Genomic DNA, 20,164 nt, shown 5'->3' with positions numbered 1-20,164 from the left:
TTTTGAGCGTACGTGTTCCCCCTGTGGGAGCGAGCCTGCTCGCGATGGCGTCGGTTCATGCAGCACTTTTCAAACTGACCCACCGCTATCGCGAGCAGGCTCGCTCCCACAATTGATCGGGGACAGCGGAAAAAGATAGGTCGCCTTCGCGAGCAAGCTTTGCTCCCACAAGTGGATTCAGGTACAGCCGGAAAAGTCAGGCCGGCCACTAGGCCGCCTCGCTTTTGCTTTTGCTTTTGCTTTTGCTCTTGCTCTTGATCTTAGACGCCCCGTAAACCACAAGGGCCGAACGCAGGCGTTGCGTAGTGGGCAATCCGGCATGGATGCCGGATTAGCCGCGCTGGGCCATGGATGGCCCTTCGCGGCGGGCCCACGGAGCAACGCCGGAGTGAGGGAACACCTCGCCTTGGCGAGGTGCCCAGTGGTGGGGCAAAGCGCTTTTGGTTACTTTTGGCGCTTTTCCAAAAGTGACCCGCCGTAAGGGCGGAACCTTTAGTGGCCGTTACCGAAGAAATGGATATACACACCTACTGGCATTTGCAGGCGATTGAAATCATCAGCGATCTATCGCGCGGTCTGTCAGACGCACCGAAGTTTCCGACAAGTTTTTAAGGTTGTCCCTCGGAAGCGGCGGCTCTAGCCTGTGGGTGTCGCTGCCAATTCAGCGACCGGATTTGACCGTCCGAGAATCTAGACGCGCCAGCGTTCCAAGACCCAGTTCAGGCGTTTTTCTTTCGTCTGATGTATCGTGTCGCGGCGGCTGTGCGTGGGACGTCCTCGGACGTGCCGGATTCCTGATTCCCGGTCGGTCAACCCGCGTACAGCTGCCACTTTTTGTTTGACCGCAGAAGGTTGGCAACTCCACCGAATCAGGAGCTGCACATGATCAAAGAAACCCCAAACCCTCCAAAACCCGCATCAACCTTCCCCTACGGCGACTACGCCCCCGAAAAGCTCCAGCAGGCCGGTGATCGAGCCCTGGACTTCTATCTCAAGCCTGAAGACAGCGAACCCGAATCCAAATCTTCGACGCAGCTGTTCATCGTCGCAGACAGCGTCGACACCGAAGTCCTGCTAGCCAACCTCAGCGAAACCCTGGCCTCGGCCAATGCCATGCTCAGCGACCTGGCCTTCGACCTCGACGGCTCGCGGCGGCATGTGGCGCTGGGGGTGGCGCAGATGATTGAGTTGGGCGCGCTGTTGGCGGACAAGGCGCTGGATCGGGTGGAGCTACGGGCTTGATGGCGTAAGGGCCGGCGCCATCGCGAGCAGGCTCGCACCCACAGGGGGGTGTTCACATATGTGTGGCCCCCCTGTGGCGAGGGGATTTATCCCCGCTGGGCTGCGCAGCGGCCCCAAAGCAAGCGACTCAATCTGCCTGACGCACCGGGTTGTTTGGCTTTAGGGACGCTGCGCAGCCCAGCGGGGCGGTGCGACGTTTCGCTGAATCCCCTCGCCACAAAAGCTTTCATGTCGCAACAAGGCTTCCATGCCTCAACAAGCGCTTGCCACATAAGAGACAGACGCTACGGCCGGATCTCGATCATCGTGCCATCCGGCACCAGGTTCCAGACTTCGCGCATGTCGACGTTGCGCATGGCGATGCAGCCATCGGTCCAGTCCAGGGTGTGGAACAGCTGTTCAGGGGTTTCTTCGGAATCAGGCGTGCCGTGGATCATGATCATGTTCCCAGGCTCCACGCCTTCGCGCCGGGCGCGGGCGGCGTCGCTGATGTTGGGGTAGGAGATGTGCATCGACAGGTAGAAGCGATCACTGACCTTGCGCCAGTCGATCCAATAGAAACCTTCAGGGGTGCGCTTGTCGCCCTGGATCAGCTTGGGGCCTTTCTTGGCGCCCTTGCCGAGGGAAATACGGTAGGTCTTGAGTGGTTTGCCGTCGTTGATCAATTGCAATTGATGGGCGGACTTGAGCACCAGCACTTTTTCGATGACCTTGCCGTCGTAGGTCCCCACCGCAGAAGCCTGGGACACAGCAGCGAACGACAAGCAGAACAGCACAAGCAACCAGCGCATTGAAACGGTATCCCTAAAGGTCGTGACGATATGGTTTTTCAGGTCTTGGCAGGCTGAGCCAGGGGTGGGATCGATTCGGATCGCACCGGGTAATGCTCGGTCCGCCGATCAGCATAGAAGTATTCCAGGGTCCGGCCCACTGTGCGAAAAGCCAGTTCGTCCCAGGGAATGTCCGCTTCTTCGAACAGTTTCACTTCCAGGCTCTCGGGTCCGGCGGCGAAATCCTCATCCACCAGCTCGGCGCGAAAGAATACATGCACCTGGCTGATGTGCGGTACGTCGATCAACGTATAGATGCTTAAATTTCGCACCCGGGCGCAGGCTTCCTCGGCGGTTTCGCGTTCGGCGGCCTGTTCGACGGTTTCGCCGTTTTCCATGAAGCCCGCCGGCAGCGTCCAGTAACCGCGTCGCGGCTCGATGGCGCGGCGGCACAGCAGGACTTTGCTGCCCCAGGTCGGTACGCAACCGGCCACGATGTTGGGGTTCTGGTAGTGGATGGTGTGGCAGGTGTCGCAGACAAAGCGCAGGCGCGAGTCGCCTTCGGGTATGCGCTGGGTCACCGGGTTACCGCACTGGCTGCAGAATTTCATGCTTGGGTTCCTGAATGCTGCGCCTATCTTGGCGTGCGGGACGGGTGTCGGCAAGTTGTCGTTTCGCGACACGACGCGGTCCGGGGGTTGGGCGGCTTGAACGATTGGTGCATGATGCAAGGCAGCGAATGAATCGAGAAGTCTCATGCTGGACGAGCTACTGCATCGAGTAAGCAACCATACCCCGCGTGATTTGCAGGCCGACCGACGTTTCCCTGAAGCCGCGGTGCTGGTGCCGATCACCCGCAGTGACGAGCCGGAGCTGGTACTGACCTTGCGCGCCAGCGGGCTCTCGACCCATGGCGGCGAAGTGGCCTTCCCCGGCGGACGGCGCGATCCGGAGGACCCGGACCTGGTGTTCACCGCCCTGCGCGAAGCCGAAGAGGAAATCGGCCTGCCCCCCGGCCTAGTGGAAGTGATCGGCCCCCTCAGCCCGTTGATTTCGTTGCATGGCATCAAGGTCACGCCCTATGTCGGAGTGATTCCGGATTTCGTCGAGTATCAGGCCAACGATGCCGAGATCGCCGCGGTCTTCAATGTACCGCTGGACTTTTTCCGCAAGGATCCCCGCGAACACACCCATCGCATCGATTACCAGGGCTGCAGCTGGTACGTGCCCAGCTACCGTTTTGGTGAGTACAAGATCTGGGGCCTGACGGCGATCATGATCGTCGAGCTGGTGAACCTGCTGTTCGACGCCGGCATTGACCTGCACAAACCACCTAGAAGCTTCATCAATACCTGAGCCCGAGGATCCTCATGAAATACCGCCTGGGCGATGCCCGTGTCGAAACCCACCCACAGAGCTGGGTCGCCCCCAACGCCACGCTGGTGGGCAAGGTCCGCCTCGAAGAAGGCGCCAGTGTCTGGTTCAACGCCGTGCTGCGCGGCGATAACGAGTTGATCCTGATCGGCAAGGACAGCAACGTGCAGGACGGCACGGTGATGCACACCGACATGGGTTTTCCACTGACCATCGGCACCGGTGTGACCATTGGCCATAACGCCATGCTCCACGGTTGCACGGTGGGGGATTACAGCCTCATCGGCATCAATGCGGTGATTCTCAACGGCGCGAAGATCGGCAAGAACTGCATCATCGGCGCCAATGCGTTGATCGGCGAAAACAAGGAAATCCCCGACGGTTCGCTGGTGATGGGCTCACCTGGCAAGGTCGTCCGGGAACTGACCGAGGCCCAGAAGAAGATGCTCGAGGCCAGTGCGGCGCATTACGTCCACAACGCGCAGCGCTATGCCCGCGACCTGGTCGAGCAGGAATCATGAACACCCCCGAACGCCCGGTGCCTTCGCCCTGCGTGAGCATCTGCTCGCTGGACGATGACGATGTCTGCACCGGCTGCCAGCGCACCGTGTCCGAGATCACCCGTTGGCGCAGCATGGACAACGATGAGCGGCGTAGCGTATTGGCGTTGTGTCATGAGCGGGCGAAGGCCAGTGGGCTGGTGTGGATGTTGCCGGGGAGGTCTTGAGTACAAGTCCTCTGTGGCAGTCTTCTAATACCGTTGCCCCATCCACCGATCCAATCCCACCACCCCCAGCGCAATTCCGACAAACCCCAGCAATATCTCCCCGGCATTGATGAACACCTGTGGATAACCCAGCGTTGCCACGTCGATGAAAGGGTAGGGGTACGCCCCGAGGAAACTCCCCCGCAACAGGACATGGGCGAAGTACACCACGGGGTAAATCACCCACAGTCCGATATGCCACAGGCGCAGGGTGCCTTTGGGCACGTACCGCCACCAATAGGCGATGAACAGCAGTGGCATCACGTCGTGCAACAGTTCGTCGGCCACGAACTGCCAGCCTTCGGGTTGCCACAGATGGCGCAGCAGCAGGTTATAAGCCAGGCCGACCAGGGCGATGCTCGCGGCGATACCACTGCTGACGGCGGGGCGCAGGAACCAGCGTCGGGCGGCCGATTCGCGGCGGGTCACTTCACACGTCAGCACCACGGCCACCAATGTATTGGTCAATACCGTGAAGAAGCTGAAGACATTCACCAGGCCGCCCAGCAGGCTCGCGCCCAGTTCCCAGCGCCCCAGCAGGATCAGATACAGCTGGATGCTCAATCCCGCCCAGCCCAGCAGCGCCGCCACGGATACGAAGCGCTGTCGAAGGTTCATGAGTCAGACCGGCCGCTTGGTACGCATCAGCTTGATATACAGCCGCTCGACTTTCTCCCGCGCCCACGGCGTCTTGCGCAGGAAGGTCAGGCTCGACTTGATGCTCGGGTCGCTCTTGAAGCAACGGATATCGATGCGTTCGGCCAGGCCCGACCATTCGTAGTGCTGCACCAGGGCGTTGAGGATTTGCTCCAGCGTCACGCCGTGCAGGGGGTTGTTGTGCTGTTCGGTCATGGAGGTATTTGCGTGAAGAGGAATAAGCCGCGCACCTTATCCGAGGCGCCCATGTGTTGGAAGTCTAGTGGCAACACTGTTACCGGATTCGAAAAGATTCATGTCGGCAAAAGCGCTTTCTCTATTGGTAGCGGGCCATTATTCTTGCGCCCCCTGCTGAAACGGTTCTTCTGACGTATCAGGATTTAAAAAGATAGCGCTGTCTTTGCCTGCAACCTCATGTGGGAGCGAGCCTGCTCGCGATTACGGCGTCACACGCAACAGGCGTGTTGGCTGATCCACCGCAGTCGCGAGCAGGCTCGCTCCCACAAGAGGCTGCTGATAGCGGGTCAGCTTTTTACTGAACCATGCCTGCGCAAGATCGTCATCTACAGTGATTACTTGCGCGGGACTCCTTAAATATCACGGAGAATCACACTATGAGCACTGAAGGTGCTTTGAACCGAGGCCGTCTGCTACCGAGTCTGCTCGGCATTCTGCTTCTATTGATGGGCTTGGCCCTGTTGGCCGGCGGGGTCAAGCTGAGCACGCTTGGCGGTTCGTGGTATTACCTGCTGGCCGGTATCGGCTTGGCGCTGACGGGTGTGCTGTTGATCATGGCCCGTCACGCGGCCCTGGGCCTGTACGCGCTGGTGCTGTTCGCCAGTACGGTATGGGCCTTGTGGGAAGTGGGCCTGGACTGGTGGCAACTGGTGCCGCGCCTGGCGATGCTGTTCGCCTTGGGCATCGTCCTGTTGTTGCCATGGTTCCGCCGTCCGTTGCTGACAGCCGATGCGTCACCCATGGGCACTCGTGCGCTGGGCGCCGCCGTGGTCATCGCCGGTGTCGCGGCACTTGCCAGCCAGTTCACCAACCCGGGTGAAATCAAGGGGCAACTGGACCGCGACAACGTAGCGGGCATGGCCAACACCGCGCCGGCAATGCCGGACGGCGACTGGAATTCCTATGGACGTAGCGCCCATGGCGACCGTTATTCGCCGCTGGCGCAGATCACGCCGCAGAACGTCAGTAAGCTGGTACCGGCCTGGACCTATCGCACCGGCGACCTGCCGGGACCGAACGACCCGGGCGAGACCACCGCTGAAAACACCCCGTTGAAAGTCAACGGCATGCTCTACGTGTGCACTCCCCACAGCCAGGTGATTGCCCTGGAGCCTGAAACCGGCAAGGAAATCTGGCGTTTCGATCCGAAGCTTTCCACCCAGAAGGCGGAAAACTTCAAGGGTTGGGCCCACATGACCTGCCGTGGCGTGAGCTATCACGATGACGCCGCGTACGCCTCTGCCGAGCAGAGCCCCACCGGTGCTGCCAGCACCACGCCGGCCAGCGCCGTGTGCCCGCGTCGCATTTTCCTGCCGACCGCCGACACCCGCCTGATCGCCCTCAATGCCGACACCGGCAAGATGTGCGAAGACTTCGGTGACAAGGGCCAGGTCGACCTGAGCGCCAACATCGGTGGTTTCACCGCGGGCGGTTACTACTCCACCTCGCCTCCGGCCGTCACCCAGAACCTGGTGGTGATCGGCGGTCATGTCACCGACAACGTTTCCACCGACGAACCCAGCGGCGTCATCCGCGCCTACGACGTGCACACCGGCAAGCTGGTGTGGAACTGGGACAGCGGCAAGCCGGACGACACCATGCCGATTGCCGAGGGCCAGACCTACACCCGCAACTCGCCGAACATGTGGTCCATGTTCAGCGTCGATGAAAAACTCGGCATGCTCTACCTGCCGATGGGCAACCAGACTCCCGACCAGTTCGGTGGCTTGCGCACCCCTGAATCGGAAAAATACTCCGCCGGCCTGACCGCGCTGGACATCGCCACCGGCAAGGTGCGCTGGTACTTCCAGTTCACCCACCACGACCTGTGGGACATGGACGTCGGCGGTCAACCGACCCTGATGGACATGAAGACTGCCGACGGCGTGAAGCCGGCCGTACTGGCTTCGACCAAGCAGGGCAGCATCTACGTGCTGGACCGCAGCAACGGTCAACCGATCATCCCGATCAAGGAGATCCCGGTGCCGCAAGGCGCGGTAGAAGGCGACCACACCTCGCCGACCCAACCGATGTCCGACCTGAACTTCGTGCCGCCGGTCCTCAAGGAACGCGACATGTGGGGCGTGACCCCGTTCGACCAAATGCTCTGCCGGATCGACTTCAAGTCGCTGCGCTACGACGGCATGTACACGCCGCCGTCGCTGCAGGGTTCCATTGTTTACCCGGGTAACTTCGGGGTGTTCGACTGGGGCGGCATTTCGGTAGACCCGGTGCGCCAGATCGCTTTCGTCAACCCGAGCTACATGGCGTTCAAGTCGAAGCTGGTACCGGCGGCCGAAGTGGCCGGTGGTCCGGGTCGCAAGAGCGAAACCGAAGGCGTGCAGCCGAACAAGGGCGCACCCTATGGCGTGATCCTCGAAGCGTTGCTCTCGCCCATGGGCCTGCCCTGCCAGGCTCCGGCCTGGGGTTATGTGGCCGCGGTCGACCTGACCAACAACAAAACCCTGTGGAAACACAAGAACGGCACCGTGCGTGACAGCTCGCCAGTGCCGATTCCGCTGAGCATGGGCGTACCGAGCCTGGGCGGCACGTTCACCACCGCCGGTGGCGTGGCGTTCTTGAGCGGCACCCTCGACCAGTACCTGCGTGCCTATGACGTGAAAAACGGCAAGCAACTGTGGGAAGGCCGCCTGCCCGCCGGCGCCCAGACCACGCCGATGACCTACACCGGCAAGGACGGCAAGCAATACGTGCTGGTCGTTGCTGGCGGTCATGGTTCCCTGGGTACCAAGCAGGGTGACTATGTCATTGCGTACAAGCTGCCGGAATAAGCCCAATCGGCGCTCATGAAAAAGGCGACACCCTTGCGGGTGTCGCCTTTTTTTGAGCTTGTTGATCGTTCCCACGCTCTGCGTGGGAATTCAGCCCGGGACGCTCCGCGTCCCAAAGAGCCGAACGCGGAGCGTCCGCAGAGGCGTTACCACGCGGAGCGTGGGAACGATCAATGCAGCAGGGTAGTCGCCAAACTTAAAGCTCGATCTTCACCGCCTGGGAAGCCCGGGTCGCCTTGGCGCGGGCGGCTTCGATGGACTCGTCGCGGGCCAGGGCCACGCCCAGGCGGCGTTGGCCGTTGACTTCCGGTTTGCCAAACAGGCGCAGCGCGGTGTCCGGTTCGCTCAGGGCCACGCCCAGGTTGGCGAAAGCGGTCTGGGTCGACTGGCCTTCCACCAGGATTACCGCCGAGGCCGACGGGCCGAACTGACGGATCAACGGGATCGGCAGGCCGAGGATGGCGCGAGCGTGCAGCGCGAACTGCGACAGGTCCTGGGAAATCAGCGTCACCAGTCCAGTGTCGTGAGGGCGCGGAGAGACTTCGCTGAACCACACCTGATCGCCCTTGATGAACAGCTCGACGCCGAACATCCCACGCCCTCCCAGAGCCTCGGTCACCGCCTTGGCGACGCGCTCGGATTCGGCCAATGCCGCCGGGCTCATGGCCTGGGGCTGCCAGGATTCCTGATAATCGCCTTTCTCCTGGCGGTGACCGACCGGCGCGCAGAAGGTGGTGCCGCCGACATGACGCACGGTCAGCAAGGTGATTTCGTAGTCGAAGTCGATAAAGCCTTCAATGATCACCCGACCCTTGCCGGCGCGGCCGCCTTCTTGGGCGTAGTCCCAGGCTTTCTGCACGTCGTCGTTGCCACGCAGCAGGCTCTGGCCCTTGCCCGACGAGCTCATCACCGGCTTGACCACGCACGGGAAACCGAGGGTTTCAACGGCCTTGCGGTAGTCTTCCACGGTATCGGCGAAGAAGTACGGCGAGGTCGGCAGGCCCAGCTCTTCGGCGGCCAGGCGACGGATGCCTTCGCGGTTCATGGTCAGCTGCGCGGCGCGGGCGGTAGGGATCACGGTGAAGCCTTCGGCTTCCAGTTCCACCAGGGTAGCGGTGGCGATGGCTTCGATTTCCGGCACGATGAAGTGCGGCTTCTCGGCCTCGATCACGGCACGCAGGGCGGCGCCGTCGAGCATGTTGATCACATGGCTGCGATGGGCCACTTGCATGGCGGGTGCGTTGGCGTAGCGATCCACGGCGATCACTTCCACGCCCAGGCGCTGCAATTCGATTACCACTTCCTTGCCCAGCTCACCGCTGCCACACAACAAAACGCGGGTCGCGGTGGGCGACAAGGGAGTTCCGATACGGGTCATCTGAAGGTCCTCAAACAGGAGCGGATCATCGAGGGTTGCACGCCGGGCGAGCTTCCCATAGGGAGAAAGCGCGGCATTTTACATGAACCACGGGGTTTGGCTTCAGCCGGCGACGGCCTGTTTGCGCAAACGCCAGGCCATGATCAGCCAGACGGCAGTGACCCCGGCGAATTTCGAGGCCAGGGCGGTGATCACCACCGGTGGGGTCAGGGCGTCGATCAGGCCGAAGAAGATGAACGTGTCCAGGGGAATGCTCAGCGCCGAGCTGATCCACAATCGATCATGCAACGGACGCTTGGTGATCGTGAACACCAGCCAGTCGATGCACTCGGACACCGCGAACGCCGTGGCGCTGGCCAGGGCGATGGTCGGGTCCGAGGTGACGTAGGACAGCACCAGCGCCGCCAGCATCGCCGCGATGGCGCCATGACCGAACCGGGTCTGCACCATGTCCCGCAGGATGAATACCAGGCCACCCCAGGCCGACCAGATGATGTCCAGGTGCGGTGCGGCAGAAAAGGCGTAATTGATCAGCACGACGCTGGCGATGTAGGCGATCAGGAAAAGCATAAATAGGAAATACCTGATGAATTTCGGGCAACGATACACCTGTGGCGAGGGGATTTAGCGAAACGTCGCACCGCCCCGCTGGGCTGCGAAGCAGCCCTAAAACCAGCCAACTCGGTGGGTCAGGCGAATTGAGGTAACAATGATGGGGCCGCTTCGCAGCCCAGCGGGGCGGTGCGACGTTTCGCTAAATCCCCTCGCCACAGATAAACCTGCCTTGCCCTGGCAGGCCGGTTTTGTCGGAGGATCATTCCTCCTCGCTACCATCCGCCTTCCAATAACCCACCGCTTTTACGAAGTTCTGGTCCAACCCTTTCTCCTCCAGCAACACCTTGCGAATCTGCCGCGACACCTTGCTTTCGGTGGCGACCCAGGCGTACAGCTTGCCGACAGGCACTTCCAGTTGACGAACGGTGGTCAGCAGGCTGTCGTGGCGACCTTCGCGCAGCACCCAGATCACGTGGACCTGGGCCGGACTTTGCAAAACCTGCTGCTCGGCACCGTTTTCCACTTCCACGACCACCAGCGCACGCCGGTTGGGCGCCAGGCCTTCGAGGCGACGGGCGATGGCGGGGAGGGCGGTTTCGTCACCGATCAGCAGGTAGCTGTCGAAGATGTCCGGCACGATCATCGAGCCCCGTGGCCCTCCGATGTGGAGGTACTGCCCTGGCTCGGCCTGGGCCGCCCAGGTCGACGCGGGGCCGTCGCCGTGGAGCACGAAATCGAGGTCCAGCTCCAGGGTATCCAGGTCGTAGCGGCGCGGGGTGTAGTCGCGCATTTCCGGCAGCGCGCTCTGGGCCTTGCCGGCGCTGGGATCGAAGGTTTCCAGGGCGGCCCGTTCCTCGGCGTTCTGCGGGAAAAACAGTTTTACATGATCATCCGTGCCCAGGCTGACGAACCCGGCCAGTTCCGGCCCACCGACGGTGATGCGGCGCATGCGCGGGGTCAGGTCCACCACCCGCAGGACTTGCAGGCGACGACGCTTGATCTCGTGGCTGACGCGGTGAATGGTGTTTGGATCGATTTCAGTCATCGCTTGACTCCGAAACAGGTGGACGGGCAGGGCCGTCCATGATGGCTTTGGCGGTGTCGTTGAGTAGATCGCGTATCCGCTGGATTTCTTCCGGGCTCCAGCGATCCTGGTGTCTCTGCAGGGCACGACGCAGGTTACCCACCGCTTCGTGGATTTCAGCCGGTCGATCCTGCTCGCGCAGGATGCGCTTGCTGGCTTCGATGCGTATCCGCACGCCGTCCAGCGCCTCGGCCTGGTCTTGAAGGAATAGGCGTCCGACATCGGTGGCGCTGTAGCATTTTTTCCCGCCCTTGGCGTCTCCGCTGACCATCTTACTCATTTCCAGATGAGTCAGGGTGGGGTAGATCACGCCGGGGCTTGGGGTATAGGCACCGTCGAACATGGCCTCGATCTGGCGTATCAGCTCATAACCGTGACAAGGCTTTTCGGCGATCAGTGCCAGCAGCAGCAACTTAAGGTCGCCGGCAGCGAACACCCGTGGACCGCGCCCACCTCTCTCACGGCCCGACGGGCGCCGTTCGAAGCCATCGTGATGACCCTGTTCGCGAATGGAAGGAGGATAAGGAACTGTCATCTATCTGCTCTCTGTTCTGCATAAATAGAACCGAGATATATCTTTGACTTCAGATATATCTTCGACTATAGATATATCTTTGTTAAAAGATATATCTCAGTTGCGTCATACTTGAAATGAAACAAGACCTTACCTGAATCCCTTATGTCTGCGGGACGAAACCGGATGGTTGTCTGGGTGTTTTAACGGCAACTAGTGAGAATGTCGGAAGTCTCTTACATTAAAAGTTACGTTTTATCGAAAAGTGCGTATTTTTCGACGTTTTGTATGCGCGATTTACTACATGAGTCTACGAACTTTCCTGCTTATTTTTAATTAAAGAGCGACGATCATGCACCGGCGTTGAAGGGGCACGCCAAGCTGTATTGGTGTGCAACTTCGGCCCTTCTCTCTTTATTGCTATGAACAGGTGTTAACAATGCTCATGAAAATCGTAACCGCCGCTTCCCTGACCGCTGCGGCCCTGAGTTCTTCGCTGGCTTTCGCTCTCGATGACGCACGTTCGTCCATCCACATCACCGCGAATATCCCGACCCAGCAGTTCCATGTGCAGCCACGCGACGGGAGCTGGGGTAAGGACGAGACCATGTCCTACAACACGGTCAGCGGCACTCTGACTTCGCTGCGTCAGACCTACGACGTGAAGAACACCGACGGTTCGGTCAATGCCTACATCGAAGGCGGCCCGGCTTCGCTGTACAACGGCAGCGATGCCATCGCCCTGACCACGACCTTCAATGGCGTCACCCTGACCGCCCTGTCCCAGGAAGTGGTCGACGATGCAACCTCTACCCCGGGCACCCAGGCTGAGATGACCATCGTTCCGGCCAAACCGCTCGCGACCCAGAACGGCCTGTACACCGCCGACATGACCGTCATCTTCGACGCCGTGCCGCGCCCGTAAGGCTATTCGTTACCCGGTGAGCCTCACCTCGCCAGCAGCAGGTCGGCCGGATCTCCCCAGCCGGTCGGCCTGAACCTGAAACACCCCGAAAGCTCGCTGATTATGAGAGTCCGTTGATGTTACCGATGACACCCATCGCGGGTGCGCTTGCGCTGTTGTTATGCGCGAGTGCATTGGCCGCGCCGACTGCCCCCGGTACTACACCGACAAGCCTGCTGTCCCAGGCCAAGGGTCTGCCGGCGGAGTTTGAAGCCCACTTCTTCGATGTGCCATTGGCTGTTCGTATTGAGCTCAATCAACAGTATCTCGGTGAAGCCATGGTGGTCTTGACGCGGGATGATCGCATTACCCTGCTGGAATTTACCGACACCCACGACAGCACGATCAAAGCCGCTGAGCGGGACCAATGGGAGCACACACTCAAACAGGGACAACTGTTAGGTGCCTGTGAAAAAAACTGCACCGCCGGGCTGCTTGCAGTGCACTACAGTCTTGAAAACTCACTGGTGTCGATCCTCACTCGGGATGTCGAGCGCGGTACCGAAACCCAGCGCTATCACGACCAGCCCCAGGGGGGCAGCCTCGGCCTGATCTTCAACAACCAACTCAACCTCAACGGTGGCCAGGAACAGGACACCGGTGGCCGCTATGGCCTCAATGCCAGTTCCAGCGTGGGCAACTGGAGCCAGTCCATGGACCTCCAGCTCTCGCGCCTGGGTGGGCCGGACGACAAGCTCTACCACGCCGTTTATGAGCTGTTCACCCAACGTGAACTGGAAGGGCATTTTTTCCGGCTGGGGTATTTCACCCCCAGCTCCGATGGCTTGAACCGCCAGATCCGCTCGTTTGGCGCCAACCCGGACACTGCTCTGGGCGTGATGTACGGCAGCTCGGACAGCCTGGCGATCGAAAACCCCAAGCCCAGCGTCTACCCCATTTACGTCACCGCCAGCCGCCAGGCTTCGGTGGAGATTTATCGCAGCGGCCTGCTGATCAATACCCAGGCCGTCAGCGCAGGTTTGCAGAGCCTGGACACCCGCCCATTGCCCGGCGGCATCTATGAAGTGGAAGTGCGGCTGATCGAGGACGGACAAACCACTGCCACCAGTCAGGAACTGGTCTACAAGCCGAACAATTGGAGCAGCACCGAGGAGCGTTGGCGCTACAACCTGTTCGCCGGTCGTGAAACCCGGCTCTGGAGCAATTGGGAAGACCAGCCCTCGGGGTTCACGACGGCGGGGTTTGGCGTCAATTACCTGCTGCACCCACGGGTTATCGTCGGCGGTTCCACGCGCCAGGTGCAGGACAAACTGCAACTCGGCACGTCGGTGGACTGGACGCTGGCCTCCCACACCAGTCTGTACGCCAACGTCTACCACACCGAGCAGTACGGCAACGGCATGGACGTGCAAGCCCTGTACAGCTACGGCCAGGGCAGTCTCGTCGCCAGCCACAATCGCAGTTGGCTGGACACCCGCAACACCTACGAGACCCTGCCGGACGGCACCCGCATCCGGCAGCGCAACGTGTTCGTCGGCCAGACCAGCAACTCATCGCTGTCGGTCAATCATCGCTTGAACAACAAGTCCTCCATCAACGGCCGGCTGGCCTATAGCGAAGGCAATGTCCAGGGCGCGGGCCTGGACCTGGGCTGGACCCAGCGCGGCAAGTTGCGTGGCAGCGATGCCAACTGGCGGCTGTCGGTGTTCGATCGTCCCGGCACCTCGAGCACCAACGACCGTCGCAATCGCGGCGTGGACCTGAGCTTCAGCGTGGCATTGGGCGGGCCGGGGGAATACTGGTCGGGCAGCATCGGCACCCGCACGTCTCGCGAAGGTGACCGGGACAACAATGCGTCGCTGACCTATCGCCGCGACCTCCAGGATCACGTGCTGCAAAGTGTCTCCGGCACAGCGCTGGCCGATACCTATGGCGTGGGCCTGTCCGGCATCGCCAGCTTCAGCACCGAGTCGCTCTATGGCGACGGTTTCCTCCAGCGCTCGTCCTATAACGACAACCTCACCGGCGGCCTGAACCTGAGCAGTACCGTGGCCGTCGGCGGCGAGAAAGCCGTCTTCACCGGTCTGCCCCAGGGCCGTGGCGCGGGGATGATCGTCGACGTGGAAACCGACCTGGACGACATCGTCCTGCGCGCCGACGACCTGACCGGCGGCAGTACCACCTTGCATCCGGGCCGTAACTTCGTGCCGATCACCGCCTATCGCAACAGCATGGTGACCTTCGACTTCGAGGGTGTGCATCCACCGGCGGCGAGCATCGAGCCGGCACGCACCCGTTATCACCTGAACAAGGGGGGCGTCGATTACCGCAAGGTCAGCGTGGTGAAAACCGTGACCGTGCTCGGACGCTTGCTGGACGAACAGGGGCAACCGCTCAAGGGCCATCACGTGATCAACCACGCCAGCCGCGGCGTCAGCGAGGCGGACGGATTCTTCTCCATGGAGATGAATGCCGCGTCCCCGACCCTTGAGGTGCGCTACGGCAACGAGTTGTTCTGCCGCTTCCGTCTCGACCCGGAAAACGCCAGCGACGAAGGCGATGTGTTGATGATCGGCGACCTGCGCTGCACGCCGGACAGCCTGGCCGATAGCTCACTGGCCGCGGCCGACCTGGCGAAGCAGCGTTCATGAGTTGTGGGAGCAAGGCTTGCCTGCGATGAACGATAACGCCGTTCGCGTGAAGACCGAGGCGCCTGCATCGCGGGCAAGCCTTGCTCCCACTGTGAAATTTTCTCCCAAAAAACTAGCAGGGATTGGCTTTGATGTATGAGGTTGTATAAATGAAATCCTTATCGGTAGCCGTGAGCAGCGTGGTCTCGATGCTGTTGCTTGCCTGCGTGCCTGCTGCCAATGCCGTGAACCAGAATATCAGCGCGATATTCAGACCCGATGCTTCGAAACCAAACCTGAATCAATTTACCAATACCACCCCGGTCAGTGGCTATTGCACCTTCTATCCGGCGGATTGCGCGGCCACCAAGATATTCAGTATTCAGTTGCCTATCCGCTTCAGTTCGGTCGGCCCAATTCAGGCGAATCACACTGATTACCGGCAAGGGGCGACGTTCAAGGTACCCGCCAACTGGCGTACCGCCCAGGTGACTCACGCCGGTACGGGTGAAACTGAAACCATCGAAGTACGCTTTTCGGGAATCGGCTCGAGATACCGCCTTCCGATGAGCGTGCTCGAACTGATAGGTAATCCAAGCATAGACCTTACGCTGGCACACAACCGGTTATGGGGCGGTTATGGGAATAGCTGGGTGAACCCCCCTTCACCTTGCGGATATACCGGTCACGGAGGTTTGAACGCGACGACTTACAAGTTTTTCTGGAAGACCCGAGTCGAAGCGCCTTGCTCCAAAAAGAGTAGTTTTCTGATCCCCAGCCTGGTCTACGACTATCTGGACTTCGCCTACGAATTGCGCACCCCGAACCCCCTGAAAATGTCGAGTGGTTTGTACACGGGGTCTTTGACCTACAGCATCGGGCCGGGCCAGGATCTGGACATGGGCGATATCATGATCCCCTCCGATCCGATACTCACGTTCGATTTCAAGCTGACTGTCGAACACACCCTCAAGGTCGAAGTCCCCCCCGGCGGCAATCGCGTGGAACTGGTGCCCCAGGAAGGTTGGCAGTCCTGGCTCAACAGCGGACGCAAGCCAACGCGCCTGTTCCGTGACCAGCGCTTTCATATTTCCGCCTCATCCCGTTTCAAGATGGCAATCGAATGCCAGTACATCAGCGGCAACACCTGTGCGATCGCCGAAACCGATACCGGCCACACCGTGCCGGTGAACGTCGGCGTGACCCTGCCCGATGGCGTGACGGACGGCGCCGGGCAACCGGTCAATCGCCGACGACTGTTGCGCGACGGCAGTGGCACCGAATTGTTCCAGCCCGGCATCTACGTCGATCGCCGGCTCGGGATGCTGCATTTCGAAGTGGACCGCAGCGGTGTCGAGGCGATGCTCGACACCGGGGCCACGCGTTACGCCGGCGATGTCACGGTGATCTGGGATTCGGAAGTTTAAAGGGCATGGATTGGCCAGCCTGAGGCGAAAGGAAGGTGAGGGATTGATGAAAGGTCTACCAGTAGCAGTGCGTAGTGTGGTTTCGGTGATGTTATTGGCCGGCGCATCGACGGCTCATGCCGTGAGCAAGGAGATCACCGCAATCTTCAGGCCCGATCCATCGAAGCCCAACGAGAATACCTTTCGCAATACCACGCCGGTCTCGGGTTATTGCGCCTTTTACCCGGCCGACTGTGAAAGGGAGAACATGTCCAGCCTTCAGTGGAACATCAACTCCTATTCCAACGCGCCCATCCAGGCCAATCATGCGGATCTGCGGCAAGGGGCGATATTCCATGTGCCTGCCAATTGGCGTCTGGCGCAGATCACTCATACCGGTACGGGCGAGACTGAAATCGTCCAGGTACGCATCGCCGGCATCGGCTCGATGTACTACCTGCCGGTCAGCGTGATCGACCTGGTCGGAGGGGGGGTGGACATGGGGACCGCTCATGCGATGTTGTGGGGCTCCACCTGGAAGTACGCCCCTGCACCTTGTCGATCCAGCAGCCAATCGAGCTTGAACGACCGTGCCTATTCCTTCTTCTGGAAAACCCCGGTCGAAGGGAGCTGTGCCAAAAGGGCCCGTTACCTGATCCCGGGCATGGAATACACCTCCATGGACTTCGCCTACGAACTGCGCACCCCCAACCCGTTGAAGATGTCGTCCGGCCAATACACCGGCTCCCTGGTCTATGGCCTCGGTCCGAGGCAGGACTTCGACTTCGGTGACGTGATGATCCCCAATGAATCGGTGATCACCCTCAATTTCAAACTCGACGTCGAGCACACGCTCAAGGTGGAGGTGCCCCCGGGTGGCAACCGGGTGGAACTGGTGCCCCAGGAAGGCTGGCAAGCCTGGCTGAACAGCGGGAGCAAACCGACGCGGCTGTTTCGCGACCAGCGCTTCCATATCTCGACCTCTTCTCGTTTCAAGATGAGGCTCGAATGCCAGCACGCCAGCGGCAATACCTGCGCGATTGCGGAAACCGGCACCGGCCATGCCGTGCCGGTGGACATCAAGGTGACGTTGCCTGAAGGCCTGACCGACGCCGCTGGGCAACCGGTCAACCAGCGCCCGTTGCGGCTTGACGGCAGCGGCACCGAGCTGTTCCAGCCGGGCTTTTATGTCGATCGCAGGCTGGGAATGCTGCACTTCGAAGTGGCCCGGGGCAGCGTCGAGGCGATGCTGGACAGCGGCGCCAAGGCCTACACCGGCAGTGTCACGGTGATCTGGGATTCGGAAGTCTAGCGGCTTGTACGGTTAGTTTGAGTACACGAATTAGCCACACAGGCCACCAGTGACCTGCCGGCCAAATTTCTAGTGAGTTGCGTTTAATGCATGAGGTTAAGCAAGTGATGAAACAGCTATGGGCATGGGTTGGTTTTTCCCTGTTTTGCGGCGTGGCCCAGGCCGGTCCGCAGATCGGTGTCGGGGTGGTCTACGACTACCTGGACGGCAACAAGACCACGTACATGAAACGGGTGTTCAACGGCGGCACGTCGACGGCTTTCGTCAAGGTGAACATCTTGGAAATCATCTACAACGAAGACGGCACCTACAGCGAGGTGCCCCTGCAGAACCAGGCCAGTGCCCAGGCCAAGGATGGTCTGATGGCCAGCCCGGCGCGGCTGATCGTGCCGGCCAACGGTGTGCAGGGCACGCGGTTGCTGTTCATGGGCAACCGTGACAAGGAGCGTTACTTCCGTGTGCGCTTCGTGCCGGTGGTGCCGGAAGCGGAAGACGAATTCGCCGTCAGCGCGGAGGAGCGCGAAGCGTATAAAAAGGAACGCGTGGCGGCCGGGGTCAAGGTACTGGCGGGGTACGGCACGGTGTTCTTCGTACGGCCCAAGGACACCCGCTTCGACACCGTGATCGATAACAACGCCAATCGCTACGTGCTGCGCAACAACGGCAACAGCGTGGTGGTGGTCGATGAGTTCAAGGACTGCGAAGCGAAGAAAGAGAACGAATGCCGGCCGACCACCAAGCATCACGTCATGACCGGCCGCACGTTCTCGTTCGACAAGGAAGCAGGGCGTGAATATCGCTTCACCCTGATCGAAGGCAGCAAGACCCAGAACGTCGAGATCAAGGGCTGACGGCGACCGTCGCCGAACCGTCGTTGACCCAAGAGGTAAATCAAAATGATCAAGACACGGCTACGCCCCCTTGCATTGACGGCCCTGCTGATGCCCTGGACCTCGGCCTGGGGGGCTGTCGAACGGGAAACCTTCGAACTCTACGTGACCATCCCGACGGCCGACTTTTATGTGTTGCCCCTCGACCCGCAGTTGGTCCAGCGCGAGCAGCGCCTGCCGTTCAGCACCATCACCTCGGACCTGAGCCCGTTGCGGGCTACTTACGAGGTGAAAAACAGCAACGGCTCCATTGGGGCTCGCCTCGGGGAGGAGGCCTATCTGTCCAATGGCCGTGATCGCATCGACTTGCGCGTGCGCTTCAACGGCGTCGAACTGACCCTGGATTCCGCCCAGGTGGTCTCGGCCGTCGAGGCACGGCCGGGCCGTCAGGTGCCGCTGGAAATCGCCGCCATCAAGCCCGATGACGACTACAAGCCCGGCGACTACTACGGCACGGTGCACATGGTGTTCGACGCCACGGCGCCGTAGGGCGACCGGAGGCAGTAAAGAACCTGCGCGGTGAGGGAACAAGCTCCCTCGCCACGGGTTAGCAGTAATGGCATGGACGCTTCTTTAACAATAACGATGAAAAAAGGTAGCAAGCATGCTCAAGCAATTTGTTTCCGTCATGGCCCTGGGCGTCGCGACCCTGAGTCCTTCGCTGGCCTTCGGGGCCGATGATGCGCGGTCCGCCATTCATATCAAGGCGAACATTCCCACCCAGCAGTTCCATGTCCAGCCACGGGATCCCGAGTTCGGCAAGCACGAGGTCATGCATTACGACCCGTTGAACGACGACCTGGGCATTTTGCGCCAGATCTTCGACGTGAAGCACACTGAAGGTTCGATCCACGCCTACATCGAGGGTGGCGCGGCGTTCCTGTCCAACGGCAATGCCAGAATCCCGTTGCGGGTCCGGTTCAACAAAGTCCGCCTGGATGGCCTGCCTCGGGAAGTCGTGGACGATGCGTCCTCCACGCCCGGTACCCAGGTCGAGATGACGATTCGTGCCGATGCCATGCCGGTCCAGCGCCGGCCGGGCTTCTATACCGGCGACTTTACCGTGATCTACGACGCAGTGCCGCGGATCTCTGCGTGACCCATCCTGTTCTTCTACGGCTGAAAAGGTATTTGGCATGTTCAATAAAAAGGTAGCTGCAATGGCCCTGGGCGCCGTTGCCCTGAGTGCTTCGCCGGCGCGCGCGGCGGATGATGCTCGCTCGTCGATTCACATCACTGCGAATATTCCGACCCAGCAGTTCCATGTGCAGCCCCGGGACCCGGAGTTCGGCAAGGATGAGGTCATGTATTGGGACGCTGTGAAGAGTCAACTGTCCCCGATACGCCAGACTTTCGATGTGAAGAACACCGACGGTTCGGTGCATGCCTATCTCCCGGCTGGCCAGCCAGCGCTGACCAACGGCAGCAGCGCCATTCCCCTGCTTGTCCGGTTCAACAACGTCACCCTGACCTCCACGCCCCAAGAGGTGGTGGACGACCCCACGTCCACCCCAGGTACGCAGGCAGAGATGGTCATCTATGCCTCGGCCATACCGCTTCCCGACCAGACAGGCCTGTTCAACGCCGACTTCACGGTGATCTTCGATGCGGTACCGCGGGTGAGCCCGTAGT

21 protein-coding genes are annotated in these 20,164 nt (G+C 60.7%); 13 read left to right on the top strand and 8 right to left on the bottom strand.

Annotated features, from left to right (window positions below):
- Positions 1 to 882 precede the first annotated feature (882 nt).
- Positions 883 to 1,242: a DUF6124 family protein gene (locus tag ACODTO_RS24375; protein ID WP_489107184.1), complete on the top strand. Its 360-nt coding sequence runs from the start codon at positions 883 to 885 to the stop codon at positions 1,240 to 1,242.
- A gap of 284 nt (positions 1,243 to 1,526) precedes the next feature.
- On the opposite strand, the gene ACODTO_RS24370 is transcribed toward ACODTO_RS24375, so the two are convergent.
- Together ACODTO_RS24370 and ACODTO_RS24365 are read right to left on the bottom strand one after the other, a co-directional pair.
- Positions 1,527 to 2,033 carry a L,D-transpeptidase family protein gene (locus ACODTO_RS24370; RefSeq protein WP_139645056.1) on the bottom strand — a complete coding sequence of 169 codons (507 nt, stop codon included), beginning with the start codon at positions 2,031 to 2,033 and terminating at the stop codon, positions 1,527 to 1,529.
- Positions 2,034 to 2,071: 38 nt separating this feature from the next.
- Entirely contained in the window at positions 2,072 to 2,623 is a 552-nt protein-coding gene (locus ACODTO_RS24365) for an NUDIX hydrolase (protein ID WP_139645058.1), read from the bottom strand.
- 145 nt (positions 2,624 to 2,768) lie between these two features.
- Between ACODTO_RS24365 and ACODTO_RS24360 the strand changes: the two genes are divergently transcribed.
- Genes ACODTO_RS24360 through ACODTO_RS24350 form a run of 3 tightly spaced genes read left to right on the top strand, consistent with a single transcriptional unit; the run spans position 2,769 to position 4,113 of the window.
- Complete coding sequence (locus tag ACODTO_RS24360; protein WP_041023011.1) at positions 2,769 to 3,368, top strand: CoA pyrophosphatase; 600 nt, start codon at positions 2,769 to 2,771, stop codon at positions 3,366 to 3,368.
- Positions 3,369 to 3,382: 14 nt separating this feature from the next.
- A complete protein-coding gene (locus ACODTO_RS24355; protein WP_489107183.1) occupies positions 3,383 to 3,907 on the top strand; it encodes a gamma carbonic anhydrase family protein in 525 nt (174 codons plus the stop codon).
- Complete coding sequence (locus tag ACODTO_RS24350; RefSeq protein WP_139645062.1) at positions 3,904 to 4,113, top strand: DUF1289 domain-containing protein; 210 nt, start codon at positions 3,904 to 3,906, stop codon at positions 4,111 to 4,113. The genes ACODTO_RS24355 and ACODTO_RS24350 overlap by 4 nt, the downstream gene beginning before the upstream one ends.
- Positions 4,114 to 4,137: 24 nt before the next feature.
- Here the strand turns inward: ACODTO_RS24350 and ACODTO_RS24345 are convergent, their stop codons facing one another.
- Together ACODTO_RS24345 and ACODTO_RS24340 are read right to left on the bottom strand one after the other, a co-directional pair.
- Positions 4,138 to 4,770, bottom strand: a complete 633-nt coding sequence (locus ACODTO_RS24345) for a Pr6Pr family membrane protein (RefSeq protein ID WP_489107182.1) — start codon at positions 4,768 to 4,770, stop codon at positions 4,138 to 4,140.
- Between the two features lie 3 nt (positions 4,771 to 4,773).
- On the bottom strand, positions 4,774 to 5,004 hold the full coding sequence (locus tag ACODTO_RS24340; RefSeq protein ID WP_024780901.1) for a VF530 family protein: 231 nt from the start codon (positions 5,002 to 5,004) through the stop codon (positions 4,774 to 4,776).
- A gap of 419 nt (positions 5,005 to 5,423) precedes the next feature.
- Between ACODTO_RS24340 and ACODTO_RS24335 the strand changes: the two genes are divergently transcribed.
- Positions 5,424 to 7,838: a glucose/quinate/shikimate family membrane-bound PQQ-dependent dehydrogenase gene (locus ACODTO_RS24335; RefSeq protein WP_139645066.1), complete on the top strand. Its 2,415-nt coding sequence runs from the start codon at positions 5,424 to 5,426 to the stop codon at positions 7,836 to 7,838.
- A 196-nt stretch (positions 7,839 to 8,034) separates the two neighbouring features.
- On the opposite strand, the gene purT is transcribed toward ACODTO_RS24335, so the two are convergent.
- From purT to ACODTO_RS24315, 4 genes are all read right to left on the bottom strand, one after another.
- The gene (purT, locus tag ACODTO_RS24330) at positions 8,035 to 9,216 is read right to left on the bottom strand and encodes a formate-dependent phosphoribosylglycinamide formyltransferase (RefSeq protein WP_175362982.1); all 1,182 of its coding nucleotides are present in this window, start codon (positions 9,214 to 9,216) and stop codon (positions 8,035 to 8,037) included.
- A gap of 102 nt (positions 9,217 to 9,318) precedes the next feature.
- Positions 9,319 to 9,786: a preQ0 transporter gene (locus tag ACODTO_RS24325; protein ID WP_139645070.1), complete on the bottom strand. Its 468-nt coding sequence runs from the start codon at positions 9,784 to 9,786 to the stop codon at positions 9,319 to 9,321.
- Positions 9,787 to 10,030: 244 nt separating this feature from the next.
- Positions 10,031 to 10,816 carry a siderophore-interacting protein gene (locus ACODTO_RS24320; protein WP_489107181.1) on the bottom strand — a complete coding sequence of 262 codons (786 nt, stop codon included), beginning with the start codon at positions 10,814 to 10,816 and terminating at the stop codon, positions 10,031 to 10,033.
- A complete protein-coding gene (locus tag ACODTO_RS24315) occupies positions 10,809 to 11,390 on the bottom strand; it encodes a PadR family transcriptional regulator (RefSeq protein ID WP_139645074.1) in 582 nt (193 codons plus the stop codon). Before ACODTO_RS24315 ends, ACODTO_RS24320 begins: the two co-directional genes overlap by 8 nt.
- 418 nt (positions 11,391 to 11,808) lie before the next feature.
- On the opposite strand from ACODTO_RS24315, the gene ACODTO_RS24310 reads away from it, so the two are divergent.
- The 8 genes from ACODTO_RS24310 (at position 11,809) to ACODTO_RS24275 (ending at position 20,163) form a co-directional block, all read left to right on the top strand.
- Entirely contained in the window at positions 11,809 to 12,294 is a 486-nt protein-coding gene (locus ACODTO_RS24310; RefSeq protein WP_139645076.1) for a CS1 type fimbrial major subunit, read from the top strand.
- A gap of 116 nt (positions 12,295 to 12,410) precedes the next feature.
- Positions 12,411 to 14,945 carry a CS1-pili formation C-terminal domain-containing protein gene (locus ACODTO_RS24305; protein ID WP_139645078.1) on the top strand — a complete coding sequence of 845 codons (2,535 nt, stop codon included), beginning with the start codon at positions 12,411 to 12,413 and terminating at the stop codon, positions 14,943 to 14,945.
- Between the two features lie 149 nt (positions 14,946 to 15,094).
- Entirely contained in the window at positions 15,095 to 16,351 is a 1,257-nt protein-coding gene (locus tag ACODTO_RS24300) for a hypothetical protein (RefSeq protein WP_139645080.1), read from the top strand.
- 46 nt (positions 16,352 to 16,397) lie between these two features.
- On the top strand, positions 16,398 to 17,642 hold the full coding sequence (locus ACODTO_RS24295) for a hypothetical protein (RefSeq protein WP_139645082.1): 1,245 nt from the start codon (positions 16,398 to 16,400) through the stop codon (positions 17,640 to 17,642).
- A 107-nt stretch (positions 17,643 to 17,749) separates the two neighbouring features.
- Positions 17,750 to 18,493, top strand: a complete 744-nt coding sequence (locus tag ACODTO_RS24290; protein ID WP_175363055.1) for a molecular chaperone — start codon at positions 17,750 to 17,752, stop codon at positions 18,491 to 18,493.
- A 45-nt stretch (positions 18,494 to 18,538) separates the two neighbouring features.
- Positions 18,539 to 19,021 carry a CS1 type fimbrial major subunit gene (locus tag ACODTO_RS24285; protein ID WP_139645086.1) on the top strand — a complete coding sequence of 161 codons (483 nt, stop codon included), beginning with the start codon at positions 18,539 to 18,541 and terminating at the stop codon, positions 19,019 to 19,021.
- 115 nt (positions 19,022 to 19,136) lie between these two features.
- Positions 19,137 to 19,631, top strand: coding sequence for a CS1 type fimbrial major subunit (locus tag ACODTO_RS24280; RefSeq protein WP_139645088.1), 495 nt, complete (start codon positions 19,137 to 19,139; stop codon positions 19,629 to 19,631).
- A gap of 37 nt (positions 19,632 to 19,668) precedes the next feature.
- Complete coding sequence (locus ACODTO_RS24275; RefSeq protein WP_139645090.1) at positions 19,669 to 20,163, top strand: CS1 type fimbrial major subunit; 495 nt, start codon at positions 19,669 to 19,671, stop codon at positions 20,161 to 20,163.
- Position 20,164 lies beyond the last annotated feature (1 nt).

Source organism: Pseudomonas sp. FG13 (assembly GCF_057809755.1).
Note: the sequence above shows the minus strand (reverse complement) of the source record. Positions and strands in the feature narration are given on the sequence as shown.

What these genes read in the sequence shown, in the direction of transcription:
- ACODTO_RS24275 (WP_139645090.1), top strand. Translation starts at nt 19,669, where the DNA reads ATGTTCAATAAAAAGGTAGCTGCAATGGCCCTGGGCGCCGTTGCCCTG.
- ACODTO_RS24345 (WP_489107182.1), bottom strand. Translation starts at nt 4,770, where the DNA reads ATGAACCTTCGACAGCGCTTCGTATCCGTGGCGGCGCTGCTGGGCTGG.
- ACODTO_RS24285 (WP_139645086.1), top strand. Translation starts at nt 18,539, where the DNA reads ATGATCAAGACACGGCTACGCCCCCTTGCATTGACGGCCCTGCTGATG.
- ACODTO_RS24280 (WP_139645088.1), top strand. Translation starts at nt 19,137, where the DNA reads ATGCTCAAGCAATTTGTTTCCGTCATGGCCCTGGGCGTCGCGACCCTG.
- ACODTO_RS24355 (WP_489107183.1), top strand. Translation starts at nt 3,383, where the DNA reads ATGAAATACCGCCTGGGCGATGCCCGTGTCGAAACCCACCCACAGAGC.
- ACODTO_RS24350 (WP_139645062.1), top strand. Translation starts at nt 3,904, where the DNA reads ATGAACACCCCCGAACGCCCGGTGCCTTCGCCCTGCGTGAGCATCTGC.
- ACODTO_RS24335 (WP_139645066.1), top strand. Translation starts at nt 5,424, where the DNA reads ATGAGCACTGAAGGTGCTTTGAACCGAGGCCGTCTGCTACCGAGTCTG.
- ACODTO_RS24315 (WP_139645074.1), bottom strand. Translation starts at nt 11,390, where the DNA reads ATGACAGTTCCTTATCCTCCTTCCATTCGCGAACAGGGTCATCACGAT.
- ACODTO_RS24290 (WP_175363055.1), top strand. Translation starts at nt 17,750, where the DNA reads ATGAAACAGCTATGGGCATGGGTTGGTTTTTCCCTGTTTTGCGGCGTG.
- ACODTO_RS24340 (WP_024780901.1), bottom strand. Translation starts at nt 5,004, where the DNA reads ATGACCGAACAGCACAACAACCCCCTGCACGGCGTGACGCTGGAGCAA.
- ACODTO_RS24305 (WP_139645078.1), top strand. Translation starts at nt 12,411, where the DNA reads ATGTTACCGATGACACCCATCGCGGGTGCGCTTGCGCTGTTGTTATGC.
- ACODTO_RS24365 (WP_139645058.1), bottom strand. Translation starts at nt 2,623, where the DNA reads ATGAAATTCTGCAGCCAGTGCGGTAACCCGGTGACCCAGCGCATACCC.
- ACODTO_RS24310 (WP_139645076.1), top strand. Translation starts at nt 11,809, where the DNA reads ATGCTCATGAAAATCGTAACCGCCGCTTCCCTGACCGCTGCGGCCCTG.
- purT (WP_175362982.1), bottom strand. Translation starts at nt 9,216, where the DNA reads ATGACCCGTATCGGAACTCCCTTGTCGCCCACCGCGACCCGCGTTTTG.
- ACODTO_RS24370 (WP_139645056.1), bottom strand. Translation starts at nt 2,033, where the DNA reads ATGCGCTGGTTGCTTGTGCTGTTCTGCTTGTCGTTCGCTGCTGTGTCC.
- ACODTO_RS24295 (WP_139645082.1), top strand. Translation starts at nt 16,398, where the DNA reads ATGAAAGGTCTACCAGTAGCAGTGCGTAGTGTGGTTTCGGTGATGTTA.
- ACODTO_RS24375 (WP_489107184.1), top strand. Translation starts at nt 883, where the DNA reads ATGATCAAAGAAACCCCAAACCCTCCAAAACCCGCATCAACCTTCCCC.
- ACODTO_RS24300 (WP_139645080.1), top strand. Translation starts at nt 15,095, where the DNA reads ATGAAATCCTTATCGGTAGCCGTGAGCAGCGTGGTCTCGATGCTGTTG.
- ACODTO_RS24360 (WP_041023011.1), top strand. Translation starts at nt 2,769, where the DNA reads ATGCTGGACGAGCTACTGCATCGAGTAAGCAACCATACCCCGCGTGAT.
- ACODTO_RS24320 (WP_489107181.1), bottom strand. Translation starts at nt 10,816, where the DNA reads ATGACTGAAATCGATCCAAACACCATTCACCGCGTCAGCCACGAGATC.
- ACODTO_RS24325 (WP_139645070.1), bottom strand. Translation starts at nt 9,786, where the DNA reads ATGCTTTTCCTGATCGCCTACATCGCCAGCGTCGTGCTGATCAATTAC.